Genomic DNA, 24,464 nt, shown 5'->3' with positions numbered 1-24,464 from the left:
AGTTTTGAGGTTTAGAATCAATTGGTTTTAATAATCTTTGAAGTATGCAGCAATTGGGCCTCTTGATCCATTAAGTGGAGGAGATAGATGCCAGAGGGTAAATTGCTTAAATTTATCTTCATCTCATTCGTCAGAGTTTGCTCAGCTCTTATCATATTTCTTCGGCCGCTTTGATCGTATAAGAACAATGTGGTCGTCGTCATATCCAGATCCTTGCTTCGGATGGTAACTTCATCAGCTGTAGGATTGGGTTGGATGGAAATTTCAGCATTTGATCTGGTCGTCGCAAAAATCTCCTCAACAACAATATTAGGTTGCTGAAACCCTTCTGTAAAGAGTAAATGGTCATTTTGCGTGGTTGCAATGGCACTTTCTCCCAGGGTCCAGCTCCACACAAGCTGTTTCGGTGTGCTGGTTTCTCCGGCAGAAGCTACGACGCTTTGGGCGTAACACTGCGCAGAAACCACAAGTAGGATGATCAGTGAATAGAACATGTTTGAGGTTTTCATAACTGTAGATTTTATTAATAATTGGATTTTCCTCAAGATAACGCACACCTGAAAAGCAAACAATCCCATATTCATGGTAGAAGCAGTCAGAAAAGTTTGGTACTACCTAACTTTTATGGAAGCACCTTATTAAAAGATAGGGACATAAAGTCTGATAGACCAATTTGCTTCCGCAGATGGATTGCAGTAAGATTTGATGATCTTATTTGATGAGGGTCACATCACCTTTGATTAATTGAGTCCCTGGTCCAAGATCATCAATATAGCTAACATTGACAAAGTACATATATACCCCTTCATCTAAATATTGACCGTCCAACCTGCCATCCCAGTAGTCCTCTAGGACTTCGGTTTTAAATACACGATTCCCCCAACGATCAAAAACCGTGATATCAAAAGACTCTACGATCAAGCCTTCTGAAAAGTAGATTTCCATTACATCATTAATCCCGTCTTGATTGGGTGAGAAGGCGTTAGGGATAAACGATTCAAAGTAAACACATTCCTTAAAGTTGACCTGTATAGAGTCATTAGTTGAACAAATACCTTTGGTAAGGGTGGCAAAAATTTGATCAGATGATTCTAGCGTAAATGAATTCGCAGTACTACCGTCTGACCATTGCAATTCACCATCAGTCCTGACATTGGGTAAAATCACATAAGGTAAATCATCACATACGGTGGTGTCAGTACCTAGATCGAGAACTGGTGTTTCGTTAAATGCTACTTCTATACTATCCCGTTCGGTGCACCCGTTCTCTTGTACAATCAAGGTGTAAGTTCCCGCTTCGTTAATGATACGTTCTGCTATTATACTTCCGTCCGCCCACTGGAAGTTCATCGAGGATTCTGGGACAGAAACTATGATCTCTTCACCTTCACACGCTGTGATGTCCTCTCCCAGGTCCACCATAGGGGCTTCGACAAAGGTGATTTCGGTTAAAGCCTCAGTATTACATCCATTGTTGCTGACTGTAACACTATATGTGCCATTCTCAAGAACATCAAAACTCTCAGCTAAAGAACCATCTTGCCAAGTGCCTTCCTGTCCGGCATTCAGAATAAGCATTTCATTATTACAAACGTTTTGCATCAATGGACCTAAATCCACTTCAGGATATTCAAATACGGTAATATTTACTTCATCACTTGCTTCACATCCCTGATCATTTGTCACACTTAACGTATATGTCGAACTGGTAGTAGCTAGTATGTCAATGCTTTTAGTGATGTCACCGTTACTCCATAGATATGAAATGCCATCTATGCTGGATTCCAGAACGATCACACTGTCTTCGCAAACCTCGAGATCTTCTCCTAAATCTAAGGTTGGTGCTTCAAAAACTTCGACAAGCCTGGAGGCTTCTCCTGTACAACCATTGTCACTCAAGGTAACTGTGTATAGACCTGATTCGCTAATAGCTATACTTTCATTAATGGAACCATCTTGCCAGGTCACCGGGTAGTTGTTGGGATTGCTTACAAGCAATACCGCTTGTTCGTTGCTGCAAACACTACTGGGTCCAAAAATATTGACCAATGGCCTTTCCGTGATATCAATCATCACGCTATCACTAAAACTACAATTCTCATAATTTATATAGAGTTGATATAAACCCCCGAGAACAGATGTGATAGAAGGTTCAGTGCTTCCATCCTGCCATAAATAGGCATCTGCAATAATATCAGTCTCCAGAGTAAACATCTCATCTTCGCAAACTGATCTATCCCCACCCAGATCCAGGCCTGGATTTTCTACTACATTTACTAAAGAAGTGTCGGAAGAGATACAGCCATCAACATCAATGTTGATAACATAGATGCCAGATTCCGAGACTTCAATACTCGCCTGGGATTCTCCAGTGTTCCAATTGTAAGCCGCTGTGGCGATAGGGACTTCTGCATCCAAAACCAAGGCTGTGCCCTGACAAATACTGCTGGTCTCAGGCAACATGGCTTGAACATCCTGTGCAGTAAAGATTTCTACGGTATCTCGTAATATGCAAGAAGATTGAAACTCAACCTCCACAAAGTAAGTCCCCGGCATATTGACCGTTAAGATGGAATCCGAACTGTTGTCATTCCAACTGTATCTTTCATTAGGACTAAAACTGTAGGCATCAAGGATTAAATCTTCACCAGTACAAAGCGCACGATCTGGTCCCAGAAATCCGGATTCGACAAAGTCAGGAGCATCCTCAAAGGTCCAGCCGATATTGCTATTTGCAATATCTGTACTTCTTGCTCCGGCATTAAAATCAGCGCCACCACTTGCTTGAATATCTCGCATTTGCACAAAATCAACCACCACCTCTCCAGAGGATGGCATCACCATCTTTGCCTTTGTTCCAGGAGAAGAGGACCTCATCTCTATCGGCGTACAGTTATTACCGATCATCTGTAGATATGCATCAACATCCATGTTTCTGTCAGCATCGAAAATATAAGTCTTACCTGGGGCACCAATCAAAGTATCCGTTAAGAAATTACCATAGGTTTCACCGTTACAGGTAAATTCCACGCTGCGGAAGGTATTGGTTCTTTGGGTACTATCTTCTTCCCAGGGCCTTCGATTTTTCATGATTCCAGTGGCTTGCGGATTAGAGAAGATGACTTTGTTAAAACTCAATTGACTATAATCCTGAAAGCCGGTATTCACCCCAGTAAAGTCTACTGTCGAGTTTCCCGCATCCAAGGTCACTTGTTCACTAAATCCCGAAAATGGAGGATTGTCAAAACTGCCTTCACCATTAATCGTAATATAGCTGTTTCCGAAGCTGGCAGATTTGGGTACATTATGCTCAAAGTACAATTCATTGGTTTGAACATTGATATCCTTGAATGAAAACGAACCAGATGTTTGGGTGAATAGATATAGACTCAAGTCGTCGATAAATTCTACTTCTCCTAAGTGCTTCAGTTCTATCCAGTTGAACATTTGACCACCGCTGCTTACGGTCTGTAACTCTTCACCAGAGAATACAGTCCTCCAAACATAATTATTAAAACTATCATCATAGGTCAAGTCACCCGTGGGGTTAACAAACCAATTAACAAAGGACGGTTGATTGGTAGTGCCCGTCCAGGTGATATTGTGACAATTCCTATATCTGGTACCATAAGAATCCACTTGCTGATTGGGTATTGAAAATGAATTGACATCAAAGATGACGTCATCGATCGAAGTAGGAACACATTCTCCACCTGGACCACCACTGCTTAAGGACCAGTGCAATGGATCCTGCCAGAAACCCCCATCTCCCACCCAGTACAGTGTTCTTGCTGTTATTTCATTGAATGTAACACCCAGATTATTTCCCCCATCCAAAGAGTTGTCCGCAATTACCGTTGCTCCCGCAAATTGTACATCAGTGATATGCATCCTGTCCAGCGTATAATTCTGATTTATAAAAATGCGAGCTCTTTGACTCCTGATGGTACTAAACATCTGTGTCAATCCCGAATCACAATCACCTGATGTCACCAGTTCATCCACTCTCTGTGCCCGCTGTTCATTAGCGTCAAACAAATAATGATGCCCAGCGGCCAAATTCATCTCTCTGAAATGGGAACTACCATCAATGTACCCGTTTCCACGGAAAAGTAGATGATCTATTTCCAGGGCTGGTGTGTCCTCACTCAAAAACCAATTGTAACTACTTAAGTAGGCTTCATTGGTCGTAAATAAAACCGTATCGTAGCTTTGAACAGGTGTTTCAGAATACCCATAATGTCCAAAATTTCCATGATGCGACTCAAACTCTATCTTTGATCCATTTGCAGACAATTGATAACCCTCATTCTCTACTTCCCATGATGGTTCGTAAAACATTACCGGCCTTAGAATCAGGTGGCTTTCTTCTATATTCAGAGACCGAGGCACCATACTCCTACTTAAAAATGCGCGCATCGTTACCTTTTTGCCATTGGTATTTAAGGTTCCAGATAATAGATTTAAATTCCAAACCATCTCCACATCATCTAAGAAAGTCCATTCACCCGTAAGGCCGCTGAAGAACATTTCTCTATTGAACATGATACCATTAGTCTGAATGGTATTGCCGGCTTCAGAGGTTTCGAAATGATAGTGGCCTTCAAATGTATGTTCCATGGTGGCATCAAATTCTAAAGACCCGGTAATTCGAATTCTGTAATCTAAATCTCCTTCCATACCGCCATTATTCGTAATTCCACGCCAGGTCATATCATGCATATATACGTTAGGGATGTCAATGACCACTTTCTGTCCAGCTACATTAAAAGAGTTTGCATCAAAGAAAACGTTGTCTTTTCCAGATGGAACACAACCGCTGGATGGACCACCACTGGAAAAGGACCAGTGACCAGGGTCGGTCCAGTTGCCCTGCCCATTGATCCAGAAAAAATCCTGGCTCATTGAATTGGTAAAACTCCATCCATTATTGTTGCCCAAATCCACTCCCTGGGAGGCAGTAAACGATGCTGATCCCGAAGCATGAATGTCTCTAAGGGTTACAAAGGCCATATCTACACTCCCTGAATTAACACTAAAAGTAGTATGATTACCATTTTCTGTAGAGGTCATAATAACACCCTGGGCACAATCACCATCACCGCTGATATTCTCCAGTTCATAGGTCTCACCAGATTTAAATTCGTAAACATTGCCTCCGGTTAATATCAGGTAATTAGCATCGAAGTCGGTAAGAAAAGTAGTACTTGATAGAGCGGTCAACTCATTGAGGTTAATGTTGTTTTCGAAATAACTATTTGACATCAGGGCCCGGCCGGCTGCTGAACTGAATGTTACATCGTAAAGCGATAAATTTCCCGTTCCTGTAATCCAAAACCCGGGATCTTTGGCAGTCATTATAATAGAAGATGTCCCGGGATCAATGTTGACATTCTCTACATGAATTGACAAACTTTTGATGTCCTCATCATCAAAGCGGTAAGTGTCTAAAAACTTTCCTGTCAACGTAATTACAGAAGAACCCAACATCAATGACTTTTCTCCATTGCCCTCCACATACAAGAATCGACTGGTAATCGTCTGGTCATTAGTATTTAGTGTCCCACTTCGTAAACTCAATGTGCTATCAATCACCACTGAACTCTCAAACTGCCAGCCTCCATTACCCTCAAAAATAACCAGTAATCCGGCACTGTGACCTGCATAATCAACAGTTAAATTCATATCAGCCCCCAGAAATCGGGTAATTCCTTGAAAGTCAAAATCCATATTGGGTGAAAGTGCTAAACTCCCAAGAATATTAAGTGTACTTGATGCACTTCCCACGATTGCAGGATTATTCGAGACTCCCGTCCAATTCATATCTCTGCAAAAAACAATGTCTGTATTCAAGGTTACAGTCTGGTTAAGCCCGCTGAATGAATTGTTGTCAAAAAATACGTTGTCTTCTGATCCGGGTGCCTGAGCATGGGTAGTATTTCCGCCTGAAGTCGTTGCCCAATGAGAAATATCGGACCAGTTTCCGCTTCCTCCAACCCAGTAATAATCAGTAGCTTGGATGAGAATAGGAAAAAGTATAGAAATGCAAATAAAGAATGTCTTAAGCAAGATCCTGAGTTTTATTAGATGATAAATATAGTATCTATTTCATTGACATGCAGACGCACTAAAGAAATAGGAAAATTTTTCATTTATTGTATCTTCCATTTTCTAAAGCAAACGTTATGCTAAATAAATACGCTCGACTCCTGACAGGATACTCCCTGGATTTAAAGGCAGGTGAAAAGCTCTACATTAAATCTACCACCTTAGCTGAACCACTGATCCGTGAAGTCTATCGTGAAGCCATTAAAATAGGTGCCCATGTAACGGTAGATATGAGCTTCCAGGGACAGTCTAAAATCTTTATGGACCATGCCAATGATGATCAGTTAGAATACATATCGCCAACCTCTGTCAAAGCTATGGAGGATTGCGACGCTTATCTATACATCAGGGCCCCTTTTAATCTCAAAGCTGACAAAAATATAGATCCCTTAAAAAGAAGAAAGCGCGCTAAGGCCAACAATAATCTTCAGAAAATTTACTTTGATCGGTTGGCAGACGGTTCGCTGAAGCGCTCCTTGTGTCAATATCCCACACAAGCGAATGCCCAGGAAGCTGAGATGTCACTGGAGGAATATGAAACCTTTGTTTTTAATGCATGCAAATTAGATCAGGATGATCCGGTCGCTGCCTGGTTAGAGGTTCGAAAATCACAACAAAAAATTGTCGACTTTTTGAATCAGAAGTCAGAGATCAGATATAAACGCCCAGATTCAGATATAGTATTTTCAGTGAAAGGACGGACCTGGATTAATTCTGATGGTATGAACAACATGCCTTCAGGGGAGGTGTTTTCTGCTCCTGTCGAAGATTCCGTAAATGGTGAAATGACGTTTGATTACCCTGCGATTTATATGGGACAGGAAGCCAGAGGGATCCGGCTTAAAGTCAAAGATGGTCAGATTGTGGAGTGGTCAGCTGAACATGGTCAGGATCTTCTGGATCAGGTATTTGCCATTCCGGGGGCTAACTATTTTGGGGAAGTTGCTATCGGTATGAATTACGGAATTCAGCAAGCCACAAAAAATATTCTGTTCGATGAGAAAATTGGTGGCTCTATCCACATGGCGGTGGGGCAATCATACGGTCAGTGTGGTGGCAAAAACGAGTCAGCTGTGCACTGGGATATGATTTCAGATATGAAAAATGGAGGTCAGATATTCGCAGATGACGAATTAATTTATGAGAATGGCCAATTTTTGATTTGAGATTTGGGCGTTACCCTCCTGCGTCGGGTCGGGCTATCCGGTACTCTCTTCGCATTCGCTCCGTTCAGACAACACCTCCTATCCCTAACGCGATACTTACAAAATGATCAGGAAAACAAGAGTGATTCTTATGAAACTGCTCATAAAATTCGTAGAAAACCACCACTCACTTGTTAACACATCATTAAATTTGAGATTCGATTCTGTATGTTTATGGTATGAATAACATTACTCCTCAACAGGCTGAAAGTTTCGCATCCAGACACTGGAGACTACAGGTATCTGCTAAACAGCTAGCAGGCTTTGAAGATCAAAATTTTCATCTATTGACCAAAAGCGGTGAAGCTTTCTTACTAAAGTGTTCTGCAAAGAGTAATCATGGTTTTCAAAGTGTTTTAGACCAGGTTTATGGCCACATTGGCATGCCCACAAAAACAAAGGAGGAAAATGGTCAAAGGTGGACTTTACTACCATGGACTCCTGGTATTCCATGGGCTGATTTCAGACCTAGAACTCCAGAACTGTATCAAGACCTTGGTATAAAGGCAGCCCGGCATTATCAAACAATAGCTACTTTTAGTGATGACGCACTCCATCGCCACGAATTCCGGTGGGATTTGGCGCAAGCACTTTGGATCAAACCACTTACTGGTCTGCTTGCCGATGACATCAAAACGATCGTAGACCTTTTTATAGAGCGCTTTGAAGAACTAATGCCAATGTATGATCAATTTCCTAAAACCACTATACATAATGATCTCAATGACTATAACATATTGGTCAAAGACGGAGAGGTTTCAGGCTTTATTGATTACGGAGACATGTGCCATAGTCAACGCATTAATGAATTGGCGATTCTACTAACATATGGCATGATGGATCAGGCTTCACCTCTAGATTCAGGAGTGCACATTGTTAAAGGCTTTTCCAAGATACAGGAACTTAGCAGGGAAGAGATTTTGTGTCTTCATACATTAATAGGCATGCGACTTGCAGTTAGCCTGGTGACTTCTGCAAAAAATCTTCAAGATCAACCTGAAAATGTTTATCTACAAATCAGCAGGCAACCAGCCTTGAAACTCATCCGAAGACTTGCTGAAAAAGGAGAAAAGTGGACTAATTATCGATTCCTCGACGCTGCGGGACATCAACTATTTGAAGAAAATGATCTGAAAAACCTTTTGTCATATATGAAAACAGCAATGGTAGTTCCCGTGCAAGAGGGCGATTACTATACTTTGGACCTCACTGTAGGCAGCACTGAACTGGGGCATGAGCATTATTACAATGATGCGAAGGAGCATCAGCGAAGAATCAATCATCTTTTGGCTATCCACCAAAAGACATTTGCGATTGGCAGTTACGATGAAATCAGACCACTTTACAGCTCGGATGATTTTACGGAATATGGAAATGAAGGGCAGAGATGGAGAACTGTGCATATAGGGCTAGATTTCTTCAATGAGGCAGGGTGTGAAGTGTATGCTTTCGCGCATGGAAGAGTGCACGCCTCAAAAAACAATGAGGGTGATAAGAATTACGGTAACACAGTCATCTTGGAGCACAAAGGATTTTATACCTTATACGGCCACCTCTCTTCTGCCACATTGGAAAACATGCAAATAGGACAGGAAGTTACAGCGGGCCAACTCATCGGTTGGTTAGGTGAGCCTCACGAGAACGGGAATTGGGCGCCACATCTTCACTTTCAGATCATCCTGGATATGTTAGATTATGAAGATGACTTTCCAGGTGTTTGCTTCATGGAGGAACGCGAAGTATGGAAACAAATCAGTCCGGATCCACGACCATTTCTGGGTCTTGAAATAAAAGATAATCATTCATGGACAAGAGCAAAAATACAGCAACAAAGGCGAGAAAAGCTGGGCAGGTCTTATTCACTTTCTTATGACGAGCCCTTACACATCGTGAGAGCACATGGTGTATACCTGTATGATTCAAGTGGAAGAAAATACCTGGACTGCGTTAACAATGTTCCACATGTTGGCCATCAAAATATTAGAGTGGTCGAAGCGGCTTCGGAGCAGGCCCAACTTTTGAATACGAATACGAGATATTTACATCGTAATATCGTTGAGCTTGCTGATAAGTTGACCAGGACACTTCCAAATCACCTTTCGGTTTGCCATTTTGTCAATTCAGGATCGGAAGCCAATGAATTGGCCATTCGAATGGCACGTATAGCAACTGGACGAAATGGTGTGGTGGCTATGGAACATGGTTATCATGGCAATACTTCGCTTTGTGTAGACATCAGCTCCTATAAATTTGAGGGCAAAGGTGGACAGGGGCAGAAAGACTTTGTTCAGATCGTTCCTATGCCAGATCCGGTTAGAGGTTCTGACGGTACTAAAGGATTTAAATTGGATGAACAGATGGAGCTGCCAGCTGCTTTCATTCATGAAAGTATCTTGAGTTGTGGTGGTCAGGTAGTGATGCCGGATGGCTTTTACGGGTCTTTATATGAAGACTTTCGCACTAAAGGAATGGTGATGATTGCAGATGAGGTGCAGACCGGCCTGGGAAGGGTTGGCTCCCACATGTGGGCGTTTGAGGCGGAAGGACTTCGACCGGATGTGGTCACCATAGGTAAGCCATTCGGAAATGGCCATCCACTTGCTGCAGTTGTTTGCACGGAGGAGATTGCAGATCGTTTCCACAACGGAATGGAGTATTTTAACACATTCGGGGGCAATCCAGTTAGCTGTGCTATTGGACTGGAAGTGCTGGATATCATTGAAGATAGTGAGCTGCAGAATCATGGCTGGGTATTAGGTCAATGGATCACGACTGAACTAAAGGAGATTGCCAAACAATATCCATCCATAGTTGATGTTCGGGGCAGAGGGCTTTTTCTAGGTTGGGAATTTGCTGATCCGGTGACTAAATCACCATTGGCTCACAAAGCCTCTTATTTTGTCAATGAAATGAAAAGGTATGGCGTTTTGCTGAGTACGGATGGTCCGTACCACAATGTGATCAAGTTCAAGCCCCCGATGGTCTTCACTCAATCTCATGCAGAATATATGCTGGCTATGATGAAAGAAGTGATGCCATACATTTAATATTTAGGTCTCAACTTGTTAACCTTTTGTTTTGGGAGTTTATTAAGCTGAAGTCTTTGCAGCCTGAGCCTGAGCCTAAGCTAAGCCCTTAAAGAGCTCAAAGCTCTTTAAGGGCTATAATGGCTAGAAAGGTTTTAAAATATATGGGATTAGACTATTTTGCACTTCAATATTTTTCATTAATATCATTCCTGATAAAAAAATTATCCTTACATTTGCAGCCCCTTAGCAATTGGTGGCTTTAGCCAGGCTATTTCTAAGTATTAAATTTATTTTTTAACCACTGCATCGATACAAGTTCAGATGCATACAAATTTTAAATCTGATGATGTCAGATGATAAAAGTGCTGAAGCACAAGAATCGGCGGAAGTAGTTGAAGAAACTGCAGTTGCCGAGCAAGAGCCGGTTCAGACAGAAGAACCCAAAGGCGCACATGATGATTTCGATTGGAGCGTTAGCCACAAGAACGCGATCAGTTATTCTGAAGAAGAAATCGAAAAATATCTCCAGGAGTACGAAAATACACTAACTACTGTTAATGAGAATGAAATCATTAAAGGTAAGGTGACGTCCGTTTCTGAAAGTGATGTTGTATTAGACATTAATTTCAAATCAGATGGTATTGTATCCCTTTCCGAGTTCAGAGACATGGACGAAATCAAAGTAGGAGACGAAGTTGATGTTTATGTTGAGAGTCAGGAAGATGAGAGAGGACAGTTAGTATTATCGAGAAGAAAAGCCAAGTTATTTAAAGCTTGGGAAAATATCGTTGATTCTTACAAGAATGGTACGATTATTACAGGTACCATTATTAGTAAAACCAAGGGTGGTCTGATTGCAGATTGTGGTGGATTAGAGACATTCTTGCCAGGATCACAAATTGACATTAAACCTATTATTGATTACGATCAGTATGTAGGTAAGACGATGGAGTTCAAGGTGGTGAAAATCAATGAAGCCATTAAGAATGCGGTGATTTCTCACAAGGCACTAATCGAAAGTGATCTTGCTGATCAGAGAGAAGCCATCATCCAATCACTAGAAAAAGGTCAGGTACTTGAAGGTATTGTGAAAAACATTACTGACTTCGGTGCTTTTATGGACCTTGGAGGTGTCGATGGTCTACTTTACATCACAGATATTTCGTGGGGTAGAATTAACCATCCTAATGAAGTGCTTGAGTTGAATCAGAAACTAAATGTTGTAGTTTTAGACTTCGACGAAAATAAGAAGAGAATTTCTCTTGGATTGAAGCAATTACAGCCTCATCCATGGGAAGTTTTAGGAGAAGAGATCAAAGAAGGGTCTGAAGTCAAAGGAAAGATCGTAAACATTGAGGATTACGGAGCATTCCTGGAAATCAGTCCTGGAGTAGAAGGTTTGATTCACGTTTCAGAGGTGAGTTGGAGAACACAGCCGGTAAATGCCAGAGAGTTCTTTACACTTGACCAGGAATACGATGCGAAAGTGGTCACCATTGACAGAGACGAAAGAAAAATGTCTCTTTCTATCAAGCAACTTTCTGAAGATCCATGGGATGGGATTGAAAAGAAATTCCCGGTTGACAGCAGACACACAGGAATTGTCAAAAATTTGACGCCTTACGGTGTTTTTGTTGAACTAGAAGAGGGCATTGGTGGAATGGTGCACATTTCAGATCTTTCATGGACGAAGAGATATTCTCATCCATCAGAATTTACCAAGGTAGGTGAAGAGATCGAATGTGTGATACTTGAAATAGATAAGCAGGATAGAAAGCTTTCACTTGGTCACAAGCAGATTGAGGAGAATCCATGGGATACATTTGCACAAGTTTTCCCTCAAGGCTCTTATCATGAAGCAACCATTGTCAAGAAAGAAGACAGAGGATCGATTGTACAGTTGCCATATGGATTAGAAGCCTTTGCACCTGCAAAGCACTTGAAGAAGGAAGACGGTACTTTTGCGAATGTAGATGACAATTTAACTTTCAAAGTTATTGAATTTAACAGAGACGATAAGCGGATCTTAGTTTCTCATACAAGATATCTTGAAGATATACAAAGAGAAGCTGACGATCAGGTGAAGGGCGAAAAGAGGAGAGAAAGACAAGAAACCCGCAATATGGTGCAGACTAGAAATGCAGGTGTTGAGCGAACTACGCTTGGTGACTTGAACGTATTTTCTCAATTGAAAGATCAGTTGGCTGAGGCAGATGCTCCAGCTAAGAAAGCTGCTCCGGAGAAAGAGGCTAAGAAAGCTGAAGCAAAAACAAAAGAAGCTCCTAAAAAGGAAGCTGAAAAATCTGAGGACAAAGCCGATGATCTGAAGAAGATAGAAGGCATCGGACCGAAGATCGCTGAGAAGCTGGGTGAAGCAGGAATCAATACTTTTTCAGAGCTGGCTGCCGCAGAGGTAGACAAGTTGAATGAAATTCTTGAAGAGGCTGGACCTAGATACAAAATGCACGATCCTACCACCTGGCCGCAGCAAGCAGAGCTTGCAGCTGCTGACAAGTGGGACGAGCTGGAGAAATTGCAAGGAGAATTAGACGGAGGGAGAAAGTAATTTTTCTGAAGTTTAGAGAGTATAAAAGCCTGAATACGAAAGTGTTCGGGCTTTTTGCATTAATGTGTCTCTCCTTCTGCATTGCTTTTGTTTCCAAGAATTAGCAAATATTTGTCAGTTTACATTTTTTTTGATTGTCGATATCATTTTTACTTTTTATATTTAGTTAACCAAACCCAAAAAAGCTATGCCCCCCATTCTGCCCTTCCACTCCCTGTACTTTATTTTATTTTGTTTTGGTATAAACAGTTTAATCGCACAAAGTTCTCATCAGACCAGGGGTACTTTGGAGTTAATATCAAGTGCATCGGCCTTTGAAGAAAACATGTATTTCACGATAGGCGAATCTTTTGTACAATTTATGCAAGATGATGAACTGGCCGTTCAGGAGGGTTTTTTACAAACCAGTTTATTGCAACCCTATTCAACTTTTAATCCGGAAGTAGATAAAGACGAAGAGCCTGACAAGGAATTTAAAATTTATCCAAACCCTACTTTGGGGAAGGTCAGTATTCTTTTGCCTCACCAATTTTACGAAAAGAGTTTGCCTCGATATTCAATTTTTAATAGCCAGGGAAAGTTGTGTGCTGCGGGAAGTTTTCAATTGGGCCAAAAGGAATTGAAAATGGATGAATTGCCAAACGGGCTTTACGTGATCTATATCTATAATACAACCAATCATTTAACCTCATTAAACAAGATCGTCAAACAATGAAAACAATCTTCACCTTATCGTTCATAACACTCTTCCTAAGTACTGCCGTTGCACAGGTTGATATGGGATTCAAATATCAGGCTGTAGCCATGGATGAAGAGGGTAATATTCTCAGAGATCAAGAATTAATATTAAAGCTTACGCTCTTATCAGATGTAAATGGAGGGTCTGTGTATTATGAAGAGGAGCACATTTTAAGTAGTAACAAGAACGGAATCATTAACACAGTCATTGGTAAAGGAAAACCCACCCTTGGAAATTTTAAAGAAGTGCCATGGAGAACCAAGAGTGTTTGGATTCATGTCGCCATGGACACAGATCTGGACCGCGAATATGACATTGAAAATTATACTCAACTCCTGGCCGTTCCTTACGCTTTATATGCGTTGGAAGCAGATAAAATAAGTAAGGAGTTTAATAGTGGTAACAGAAGCAACGGCAATGGAAATGGAAATGATGTTTATCCTTTCTGGACCGTGGATGGTAATGAATTAGATAGAACACATGAGGAAGGGCGTCTTGGAACGATAAACGAGCGTGATCTCATTTTCATTACCTCAGATATCGAAAGGGGTAGGATTTATGCCAATGGGGATGTTGAATTCTACGGTAATTTTATAATTGGTACGGATCTTATTGTTTCCGGTATAGGTAGATTTAATAATACCACAAATTCGACCTCCAAAGATGATGGCGCATTAATCGTAGAAGGTGGCGTAGGTATTGAAAAAGATGTTAATATCGGAGGAAATATTGCACAAGATGATGAGGAAGATACAGCTACTCTTGGTCAGGTATTCGTGACGAATACAACGAATTCCGACTCGAAAGATGAAGGTGCTTTAGTGGTAGAAGGGGGAGTAGGTGTCGAAAAGGATGTCACTATAGGAGGTGACATGAGACAGGATGACCCTGATGATTTTGCTACATTGGGACAGGTAAATATTACTAATACTACGAATTCTACCTCTAAAGACGACGGTTCATTGGTAGTCGAAGGAGGTGTAGGAATAGAAATGAATTTGAATGTAGGTGGTGAACTTCAAACGGGTGGAGATTTAATTGGTCCGGGGCTTATTATCACTGATGTCAATAGAACAGGATCTGATGGTAACTGGGGAAGCTATCCAGTACAAATCGATGCGAAAGAGCAAGGAATAGCTATCAAATTGGATGAGCCAGATGCAAAGAATAACTTTATTACTTTCTTTGATGAGAATTATGATGCAGTTGGACGAATAGAGGGACAAACGAAAATAGATATCCTTGAAAGTGAGGAATGGATTGTAGAAACGACTTTTCAAAGTGCAGCAATCGCTAGTTCCATTGGATCTTTCGCTTCACAAGCTGCGGCAAATGTTAATTTGGCTCTAGATGTTGGAGGTGTGGTAGTAGATTTGGTTAACCACACCCTAGCAATAGTGGGTGCTGCTTTTGGATCGGTCGAGGCCGGTGCAGGAGTAGGAGATTTGGTTTGTGTGACTGCCATAGCTGCAATAGATTTAACTTATTCATCTATTCAATTAGGTGGTGGTATAGCAGGAAACCTCGTAGACATGACTGTAACAGCATTTGACGCAGCAACCAACGTAGCAAATATGGTTCAGTATCAAATATTAACTTTTTTAAACTCCGGATCTACATTTTCCTCGGGATCTGCTGATTATGCGGAATACTTACCAAAAATCAATATGCTTGAAACATTTTATCCAGGCGATGTTGTAGGAGTTGTCAATGGCAAGATCACTAAGGATATTTCTCAGGCAACCCAACTTATGGTGATTTCTTCTGACCCACTTGTATTAGGTAATATGCCATTATCCGGAGATGAACAATTTTATGAAAAGGTGGCCTTTATGGGACAGGTTCCTGTTAAGGTCAAAGGAGCCGTAAACTCCGGCGACTACCTGATTGCCGATGAAGAAAACCCTGGATTTGCAAAGGCTGTAAGCCCTAAGGATTTGACTTTGAACGATTGCAAAAAAATCGTGGGTATTTCATGGGGTAGCTCAGAATTAAAAGGTACTAACTTTGTCAATACTGCTATTGGATTAAATAATAATGATGTCATACCATTATTAGAGAATCAGGTAAAGGAGATGGAGAAGCTAAAGGTGGAAATGAATGAGATAAAAAAATACATCTCAGATAATGAAGCTCTACTATCTGATTTAGTTCCAGGCTATGCGGAGGCTAAAGCTGGTCGAAAATTGGACTACGATGAAGATTTATTAGCTGCTTTTAACAGGGACTTGACCATCGCTTCGCAGGCCAACTTAAGCAAACAGCTTGAAATAAATGATCTTTTTGGTATTATTCAAAATTATCAGGGTAGAAATGGAGGGGTTAGTAGTTTGCCAATGGATCATTCTCAGACAATATCTATGTTGAATATGATTGATAGTGAGCATAATCTGGATCTTAGTTTATTCGGTCAAAATAGCTCCACTGCCAACCTAAATAAAATAGAAGATATGGCTCTCGACATTTTAAATACAGACTATGTTGCGGAATTCAAAGAAATAACTAGAGACGCTGTTTCAGAGGCGGTGCAAGTTGTTGCAAATGAAATACTAAGCGTAAAACGTAAATTGATCAATGAGATTGCTTCAGGGCCGCAATTTACATCCAATGAGAAAATGATGTTACAGAATAAGATTAATGAGATTCTGCCGATATTCGGATTAATGGAAAACTCTGGTCAGATAGTTAATGATATCTTGGGAGAAGTTTTCGAACTTATAGATGAAGCAACTTGTGAGATTTGCGATAAGCTAGACGAATTGCCTGTTACACCTGATGACATTGTTAACGCCATTAATGTACCTGTGGACTTCTTTATAGAAACTGTTGACTTTTTTGTGGGAAGCCTTTCTACCTTAAGTAATGTTTGCATTAAAGCCGAGCTTTGTTTCGGTGAATTAGGTTGCGAAGGATTTAGAGTCTGTCCATTTGGATTTTTACCTGATATTAATTTCAATGTGGATGATATGCCATTTGTTGAGAATAAAAAACTACAAATTCAATTTCCAAACCTCTGTAAATCTGTAAATTGTAACTAAAGGAAAGAAATATGCTTTTTAGAATTTTGTGCTTATTTTTATTATCAGCTAGTTTTCTAATGTCACAATCACCCGTTCAGAAAACTTCTAAAGAAAAAAAGATTGACGAATTGGTGGAAATTTTAGGGTCGGAAGAACAATACCAGGCTTTTATCAATGTTGGACTAGATAATCTAATCAAGAAATACGGAGATAATCTGACTGACTCAAATATTAAATTGATGAGGGAAGAATCTTTAGATTTGGTTCACAGATTTCTCGAAAATGATTTGAAAGTGATTTATGCCAAGTATTTGACAGAAAATGAAATTCAAGATTTGATTGATTTTTATGGTAGTGAAACAGGTAAGCGATTTAGACAAATGCAACCTTTGATTACCCAGGAAATTAATCAGTTGATGATGACGAAGTACATGGAAGAATTCAAGGTGAATATTGCTGAGAAATTAAGGCAAAATTAAGAAGGTGAAGCCTACCTGTTGTCGACCATCAGATCATCAATGAAGATTGAGGTTGGATTGTCATAACCTGGTTGTCAAAGTAAAAAACTAGGTGAAAACGGAATGCAATTGGCAAAATACACATCATGTCTTAAAGGCTGCTGCAGGGTATTTTTTTTGAATCAACATTATAAAATATACTTATATTTAGAGGTATAACCCATTAATTATGAAATATTTACCTCTAATCGCCATCCTTTTATTAATCAGCAATATAGAATCCTACAGTCAAGCTTGTGAATGGAGAGCAGATGACTGGGGGCCCTGTGAGGGTGAATGTGGGTCTGAAATGCAAACCAGGAACGTGATTTGCCAATGTGACGGGGAAACAGTGCCGGATATAAACTGTGATTCAAGCACTAAACCAGCTACTATTCAGTCTTGTGCGCCCGAAGGTGAATATGTTTGGGTGGTGGGTGATTGGTCTTCATGTTCCGTTGAATGTGGAGATGGTGTTCAAACACGTGAAGTTTATTGTGAGAGCACAGAAGGGATAGTATTAGATGACTGTTATTGTTCGGAAGATAAACCTTCAGCCACACAACCATGCAACCTGGGCGTATGTGGTGTAGGAGTGGGAGTAACCAATCCAACAGCTACTCTACATGTCAATGGTACACTTAGATTCGAGGATGGCAATGAAGGGCAGGATAGAATTTTACTTTCAGACGCCGAAGGTAACGCGTCCTGGCAAGCACTTTCCAGCATCAACGGACCCGAAAGCTCAATTCTGGTGACTACTTTTTCTAATAACTATACCCACTATGGATCTGGATTTCAGGACGTGTCCTACTATAAACACAATGGTAGAGTATTTATTGAAGGGGTTGCGGGAAGAGCTGCCGGTGTTATTAATAATCAAACCATTTTCACACTTCCGCTAGGATACAGACCGGCAAAAGCGCATCTTTTTGAGGGAAGACAAGGTACGACTGGCTGCCGCATTGACATTTTGTCAACAGGAGAGGTACGTGTCATCGCATGCGAGCAAAGCGGTAGCTTTATTTTTATCAGTCTTTCAGGAATAAGCTTCAGAATATGATACTGAAGTGGTCTCCATCGTAATGTAAATTTCTCTTTTCCAGGCTAGCACCATTTTTTTAACCAAAGTGTGAATCTTCATAATTTCATAATATATAGAAGGAGAACGGATATGAGAGCTAATATTCTAATACTATTTTTGTTTTTGATAATTAATATTGGTTACGCCCAAATCATTGGCATAAACACCGACACCCCTCATCCCAATGTAGCTCTGCACATTGCCTTACCTTCGAATGATCAGGGAATTTTAGTTTCCTTTATATCTGATTAAGAAAAAGCCTTGAAAGTAGGAGGTGCCCTAATCTATTATACTGGAGCAAAAACATTTTACTACTATACTTTCGATGAATGGTAACCGGTGGTCGACGTTGTTCACTTTGATATTTTTCACAATACTTATGCTGGTGAGGATGCTCTGAGCATGGTCACTTCGCAAAGTGTTAATGCTGACTTTGGATTTCAGGCATTGCAGAACCTGAACTTCGAAGAACGAAATATGGTCATTGGCAATGATTCTCAAGTGTCTAATCTTTCAGGGATAAACAAGAGGCCATTGGTGTATTCGCCATGCATGATAGTACAGTGGTAGGTCAAAATGTTGGACCTACCTTCATCGGTTATACTCTTAAGACCTTAGCGCTGTTTCAAGAACCACCTATGAAGACTTATTTAATACCATTGGTACTTATTACGGCGTAGGTGATGGCAGTACAACATTTAATGTGCCTGATTTTACGAATGGTATCCTTGTAGGAAATTAAAGATTTATTCATTTATATTAGCGATTGCTAAAATTGAATTTTTATGAGACTATTGCTAATGATGGCACTGTTGATGTGCGTCACAACTTTTTTTGCACAGGACCAACTTCTTACAGACCGTTTCAAATTTGAAGACGACTTAAATTATAGTTCTGATATTCCCTCTCCTGCAGATTTTCTTGGGTATCAATTAGGGGAAGAACTCACTCTATATGCACATGTAGAACAATATATTAAAGAGGTAGCTTCGCTATCGGAAAGAGTAGATATCGCGGAGTATGGTGAGACTTATGAGGGCAGAAAGTTGTATCGTTTAGTCATATCCTCAGAAGAAAATATGCAAAATATAGAAGATATCAGACAGTCGAATCTTCGAATTATGGATCCTGTCAATCATCCTGATGTATCAATAGAAGATGCACCTGTTTTCATGTCATTTAGTTATAATATCCATGGCAATGAAACTTCTTCAACGGAAGCAGCGATGCAGGTCATCTATAGATTGGCTGCAGCAAATGATGAGGCTACTTTAAATATGCTGCAAAATGCAGTAACGATCATCTATCCATGTATCAATCCCGACGGAAGGGACAGATACGTATATTGGTACAAGGGAAGCAAGCGATCCGTTTTAGGTAAGGAGCCCAGTGACCTGGAACATTATGCACCATGGCCCAATGGAAGAACGAATCACTATTGGTTTGACTTGAACCGGGATTGGATTTGGGGAGTACATCCGGAATCTCGTGGCCATACAGCGGAATACCTTAGATGGATGCCGCATTTGCATACGGACTACCATGAAATGGGTTACAATTCGAATTATTTCACCATGCCAGGAACTACACCAAGGAATAAATTACTTCCAGATGACTATGAGCCACTGTCAGATACCATTGGCACAGCCAACATTAAAGCTTTCAATGAATATAAAGTCAATTATTTCACACGTGAAGCATTTGACTTTTTCTATCCGGGATATGGATCAAGCTACCCAAGTGTTTTGGGAGCCATCGGCATGTTAGTGGAACAAGGTGGAATAAGTGGGGGACGGGCAGTGGAATCTAATGATGGATATATTCTTACTTTGCAACAAAGAGTTTACGATCACTATAGAACTTCTATCGCCACTTTGGCCAAAGCCGCAGAAAGGAAAGAGATGTTTATTGACTATAGTCGAAAGGCAAATGACCCTGCTAATTCTAAAGCCTCTGCAAAAGCCTACGTTGTCAAAAACAACGGCAACCCATATTTAGACGATTTTTTAAGAATCTTGAATCATCATGGTGTAGAAGTTGGCAGACTACAGTCTGATCAAAACATCCAGGCTACCTCGTATACTAATGGAGCCTCCCAAAGTACATCTTTCCAATCAGGAGATTACGTTGTTTCTGGTGATCAAAATAAACATCTCTTCATTCATTCCGTGATGGGAAGGACCATGGAAATTGAAGATTCAGTCATGTATGATATGTCGAGCTGGTCATTACCTATAGCTTATAATCTGGAAGCTTATGAGGTTTTTTCTAATGTCAATAATGTAGAAGACTTGGAGGAGATGACCCAGGGCCGCCCATCTATTGTAGTAGATGACTATACCTATGCTGTATCTATTGATTGGAAGCAGCGACATGCTCCCAAGGCACTATCCATGCTTCTTCAGAAGGGTTATCGGGTTAGAGTTGCGACAGAATCTTTCACTAAAGATGGTCAAGTAAATATGCCCGGGACATTGATTTTGCTTGTAGGTAGGAATCTGGACCGCAGAGATCGTATGCAAGATGACTTAAATGAAGTAGCGATGGCTGCAAATGTTGAAATGATAACACACCAAACGGGTAGAGTAGAAGATGGTATTGATCTTGCGAGCAATAGTATGCGCCCTATTAATGCCAATAAAGTAGCAATGTTGGTTGGTCCCCCATTCAACACCTATACTTCTGGTCAAATTTATTTTCTTTTTGATCAGGAGACTGCCTATCCTATTGAGCGTATTCGAACTGAGGTGCTTTCTGAAACGGCAATGCCTAAGTTTGGTCAGCGTTATGGGTTAGCAACCATTCGAGATTATGATGTCATCATTCTACCGGGAGGAGGTGGAGGTTTAGGTCAATTGTTGGATGAAGAAAATCAAAAGGAATGGAAACAATGGGTGCAAGCAGGTGGTATACTCATCGCAGAGGAGTCAGCGGCATCTTTCTTGACTAAGGATAATTCAAAGATGACGTCTGTGGAGCTTCTCACACCGGAAAAAGACACCTCCAAAGAAGTAGCCACGCTCTCGTTTGAAGACCGTGAAAAGTATTTTGGGCACAAGAGAATTCCGGGAACAGCGGTCAACAGCACAGTAGACACTAGTCATCCTCTCGGATTTGGTCTGGAGCCTACGGTCTATACCTTGAAGTTCAGTTCAGATGCGTTGAAGCCTTCTTCGGCACTTCACTCTGTTATAAGATATTCAGATGAGAGTGATCAGATACTGTCTGCGGGATTTATAGATCAGGATAACATTGACCTATTGACAGGAAATACGAGTGTTGGGTTTTTACCTATGGGGCGAGGTGGAATTGTTTACTTATTGGATAATCCACACTATAGGATGTTTTGGAGAGGACCGAGCAGGGTTTTACAGAATGCAGCTTTTTTCTTGAACAGGTAGTCATCCAGTACCTCGGACTTTAGCTTGAGCCTGTACAGCATTGACTTCAGTCTGTGTCTACGTAGCATTAGCTTTAGTCCGAGCCTACACAATGGGTTTCGTTTCACTCCCATACCTGTACTCAAAACTATTTATCTCATCAAGCGAATATTCAATACACTCATTATATAAGAGTTTTATCACTAAGTGCTGAACAAACATTCAAGATCAAATCTTCAAATACCCATGAAAACAGGTTCATTTCATTGATTTCCTAAAACGATGCCTATACCAAAATCAATTATTATTACGCGTATCTTTTTCTACGCCTTCCCAGGTCATGACAACTGGCTTAATGGTTCCATCTGAATTAAACTCCAGTTTATCCAGGCATATAACCCGATGATCCCGGTCCTCATTAGGGATAGGGCGTCGGTGGTACACCATGATGTATTCATGATTATCCAGTCGCTGGATGACAGAGTGGTGACCCGCACCGGTTGCGATATCACCCTCAGAAGTTTGCAGGATCACACCTTTTCTTTCATAAGGTCCTGTTGCACTTTCAGCCATCGCGTACGCGACGCGATATGTCCCATTGGTCCAACCTCCTTCTGACCACATAAAATAGTATACACCGTCTCTTAAAAACATAAAAGGTCCCTCTACATAACCTTCAGGTGTAATTTCTTTAAATAAGTTTCCCTCTTCCCAAGGAATAAAACCTGTAAAATCGTCATTCAACTTGCCAAGATTGCAATGACTCCAACCTCCGTAAAAAAAGTAGTGCGTACCATCTACATCTTTAAAGACAAATTGATCAATGGGTTGCGCATCATTATAAAATGTGTCAATTAGAGGCTTACCCAAATAATCTTCAAAAGGTCCAGCGGGCTGATCAGCTACGGCAATACCTATGCCTCCATAATGGTTAATATCGTTATTCGGGTCGTAACCATTCCTACTGGGTCGCTGAACATCATTGGCACCGAAAAAAAGCCAATATCTTCCATTTTTTTCGATAATTGATGGAGCCCAAAGTGCTTGTCGGAGCCAGGAAATTTGCGAAGTGTCAATGATTCTTTCGTGTTTTTGCCAATTTATCAGGTCCTTCGACGAAAAGGCATCAAAGTGAAGTTGTTTTTCATAATCATCGCTATAAGTAGGATAAATCCAATAAGTACTATCGAAAATAGCACCTTCTGGATCGGCGTACCATTCGTCGGTGATGGGATTACCATTTGAAGAATGATTTTGTGCCAATGCGTTAAAGGCAAGGGCGAATAATAGGCTAGAAGTTAAAAACTTTATCATTTCATAAGTTTTGATGATTTATCTGAATACCTTTAAATATAACAACCTATTTATTCTTTTGGTAAAAGACAAGCCATTGTGCAAACAGTTTTTAATTGACAGCACGATTCGACTAAAAACATGTGTGTCATTTATAAAGATGCTGTGTAACCTTCTTCAGAGACCAATGTTAAAATCAAGACCATTTTAGTTAAATATTGCATACCCATGTTTTACTGCGGAATATCATTATGTGCTTTAAAATATATCAGGTAAGTTAAAGCACTACCAAAGCGTAATTTTTACACATTTATTGGCATAAAAGAACAAATCCTTACTTACCTTGTTAATAAGGTCACCTGGAGGACAATCTTCAGAATCATGAAAATGAAAAAAGTCATCGTCATCGGATCAGGTTTTTCAGGACTGGCAGCAGCCAGCTGTCTTGCTGATGACGGGTATGACGTAACCATTCTGGAAAAAAATAGTAGTCCCGGGGGAAGAGCCAGGAAATTTGAGGTGGACGGATTTACATTTGATATGGGTCCAAGTTGGTATTGGATGCCAGAGGTATTTGAAGACTATTTTTCAAAATTTGGCAAGAAGGTAAGTGATTATTATGATTTGGTTAGGCTTGATCCTTCCTATAGAATTTATTATAAAGATGATACGCTAGAAGTTCCTGCAAAGCTTGATGATCTATATGAGCTGTTTGAATCCATAGAGAAAGGAAGTGCAGACAAGCTAAGGAAGTTTCTGAATGAAGCAGCTTACAAGTATAAAGTGGGTATGGAGGAGTTTGTTTGGAAACCTTCTCATTCCATCACTGAATTTATGGATCTGAGAATTGCGAAGTCTGCTATTCGTCTTCAAATGTTTTCTTCTATAAGCAAGCAAGTTCGTAGCTTGTTTAAGGATGACAGATTAATTCAATTATTGGAGTTTCCTGTTTTATTTCTTGGAGCAACCCCTCAGAAGACACCTGCACTATATAGCCTCATGAATCACGCAGATCTTGCTTTGGGTACTTGGTATCCGATGGGTGGAATGCATAAAATCATAGAAGGAATGGTTTCACTGGCAGAAGAGCTTGGGGTGAAGATAAAGCTGGATCATGAAGTCAGTCACATTGACATTTATAAAAATAAAGCGAATACTGTTCGTACCAATCACGGAGACTTTCCCTGCGATTTCGTAGTAGGTTCGGCAGATTACAGACATATCGAGCAGCACCTCCTAGATGAACCTTATCGTAAGTACGATGCCACCTATTGGGACAATAGAGCAATGGCACCGTCAAGTTTGTTGTTTTATTTGGGAATAAACAAAAAGTTAGATCGGCTAAAACATCATAATCTTTTCTTTGATAAGGACTTTGATCAACATGCTGTTGATATTTACGAAGAGCCAAGGTGGCCCAGAGATCCCCTATTTTATGCATGTGTACCATCTCGAACAGACGCTAGCGTTGCGCCCAAGGGTATGGAAAATGTATTTTTATTGATGCCCATTGCACCTGATTTACCTGACAGTGAAGCTGAAA

At 40.6% G+C, this 24,464-nt stretch carries 13 protein-coding genes and 1 pseudogene (1 of these 14 only partly in view); 11 read left to right on the top strand and 3 right to left on the bottom strand.

Annotated features, from left to right (window positions below; all coding sequences use genetic code 11):
- Positions 1–17 precede the first annotated feature (17 nt).
- Together L2567_RS09240 and L2567_RS09235 are read right to left on the bottom strand one after the other, a co-directional pair.
- On the bottom strand, positions 18–509 hold the full coding sequence (locus tag L2567_RS09240) for a T9SS type A sorting domain-containing protein (protein ID WP_235297472.1): 492 nt from the start codon (positions 507–509) through the stop codon (positions 18–20).
- Between the two features lie 202 nt (positions 510–711).
- A complete protein-coding gene (locus L2567_RS09235) occupies positions 712–6,069 on the bottom strand; it encodes a T9SS type B sorting domain-containing protein (protein ID WP_235297471.1) in 5,358 nt (1,785 codons plus the stop codon).
- A 116-nt stretch (positions 6,070–6,185) separates the two neighbouring features.
- Here L2567_RS09235 and L2567_RS09230 point away from each other — a divergent pair, with 116 nt between their 5' ends.
- From L2567_RS09230 to L2567_RS09190, 10 genes and pseudogenes are all read left to right on the top strand, one after another.
- Entirely contained in the window at positions 6,186–7,274 is a 1,089-nt protein-coding gene (locus L2567_RS09230; protein ID WP_235297470.1) for an aminopeptidase, read from the top strand.
- A 218-nt stretch (positions 7,275–7,492) separates the two neighbouring features.
- Positions 7,493–10,360, top strand: a complete 2,868-nt coding sequence (locus L2567_RS09225; protein WP_235297469.1) for an aminotransferase class III-fold pyridoxal phosphate-dependent enzyme — start codon at positions 7,493–7,495, stop codon at positions 10,358–10,360.
- A 325-nt stretch (positions 10,361–10,685) separates the two neighbouring features.
- Positions 10,686–12,908 (top strand): 30S ribosomal protein S1, encoded by a 2,223-nt coding sequence (rpsA, locus tag L2567_RS09220; protein WP_406626671.1) that lies wholly within the window; start codon positions 10,686–10,688, stop codon positions 12,906–12,908.
- 286 nt (positions 12,909–13,194) lie between these two features.
- Complete coding sequence (locus L2567_RS09215; protein ID WP_235297467.1) at positions 13,195–13,623, top strand: T9SS type A sorting domain-containing protein; 429 nt, start codon at positions 13,195–13,197, stop codon at positions 13,621–13,623.
- Positions 13,620–16,685, top strand: coding sequence for a hypothetical protein (locus tag L2567_RS09210; RefSeq protein WP_235297466.1), 3,066 nt, complete (start codon positions 13,620–13,622; stop codon positions 16,683–16,685). The genes L2567_RS09215 and L2567_RS09210 overlap by 4 nt, the downstream gene beginning before the upstream one ends.
- A 59-nt stretch (positions 16,686–16,744) precedes the next feature.
- The gene (locus L2567_RS09205) at positions 16,745–17,146 is read left to right on the top strand and encodes a DUF2059 domain-containing protein (protein WP_235297465.1); all 402 of its coding nucleotides are present in this window, start codon (positions 16,745–16,747) and stop codon (positions 17,144–17,146) included.
- Between the two features lie 208 nt (positions 17,147–17,354).
- Entirely contained in the window at positions 17,355–18,227 is an 873-nt protein-coding gene (locus tag L2567_RS09200; RefSeq protein ID WP_235297464.1) for a thrombospondin type-1 domain-containing protein, read from the top strand.
- Positions 18,228–18,587: 360 nt separating this feature from the next.
- Positions 18,588–18,818: a hypothetical protein gene (locus L2567_RS09195; protein ID WP_235297463.1), complete on the top strand. Its 231-nt coding sequence runs from the start codon at positions 18,588–18,590 to the stop codon at positions 18,816–18,818.
- Positions 18,819–18,879: 61 nt separating this feature from the next.
- Positions 18,880–18,990: pseudogene (locus L2567_RS21285) on the top strand (phage tail protein); the annotation flags it as partial.
- A 43-nt stretch (positions 18,991–19,033) separates the two neighbouring features.
- Positions 19,034–21,649 carry a M14 family zinc carboxypeptidase gene (locus L2567_RS09190; protein WP_235297462.1) on the top strand — a complete coding sequence of 872 codons (2,616 nt, stop codon included), beginning with the start codon at positions 19,034–19,036 and terminating at the stop codon, positions 21,647–21,649.
- Positions 21,650–21,925: 276 nt separating this feature from the next.
- Here the strand turns inward: L2567_RS09190 and L2567_RS09185 are convergent, their stop codons facing one another.
- Positions 21,926–22,942 carry a glycoside hydrolase family 43 protein gene (locus tag L2567_RS09185; RefSeq protein WP_235297461.1) on the bottom strand — a complete coding sequence of 339 codons (1,017 nt, stop codon included), beginning with the start codon at positions 22,940–22,942 and terminating at the stop codon, positions 21,926–21,928.
- Between the two features lie 366 nt (positions 22,943–23,308).
- On the opposite strand from L2567_RS09185, the gene L2567_RS09180 reads away from it, so the two are divergent.
- Positions 23,309–24,464, top strand: partial view of a phytoene desaturase family protein gene (locus L2567_RS09180; protein WP_235297460.1) — the 5' portion only. 302 nt of this gene lie beyond the right edge of the window; only the first 1,156 of its 1,458 coding nucleotides appear in the window; it begins with the start codon at positions 23,309–23,311; the stop codon falls past the right edge of the window.

Source organism: Portibacter marinus, from assembly GCF_021533195.1.
GTDB lineage: Bacteria > Bacteroidota > Bacteroidia > Chitinophagales > Saprospiraceae > Portibacter > Portibacter marinus.
This window is presented reverse-complemented; position numbering and strand designations above follow the sequence as displayed.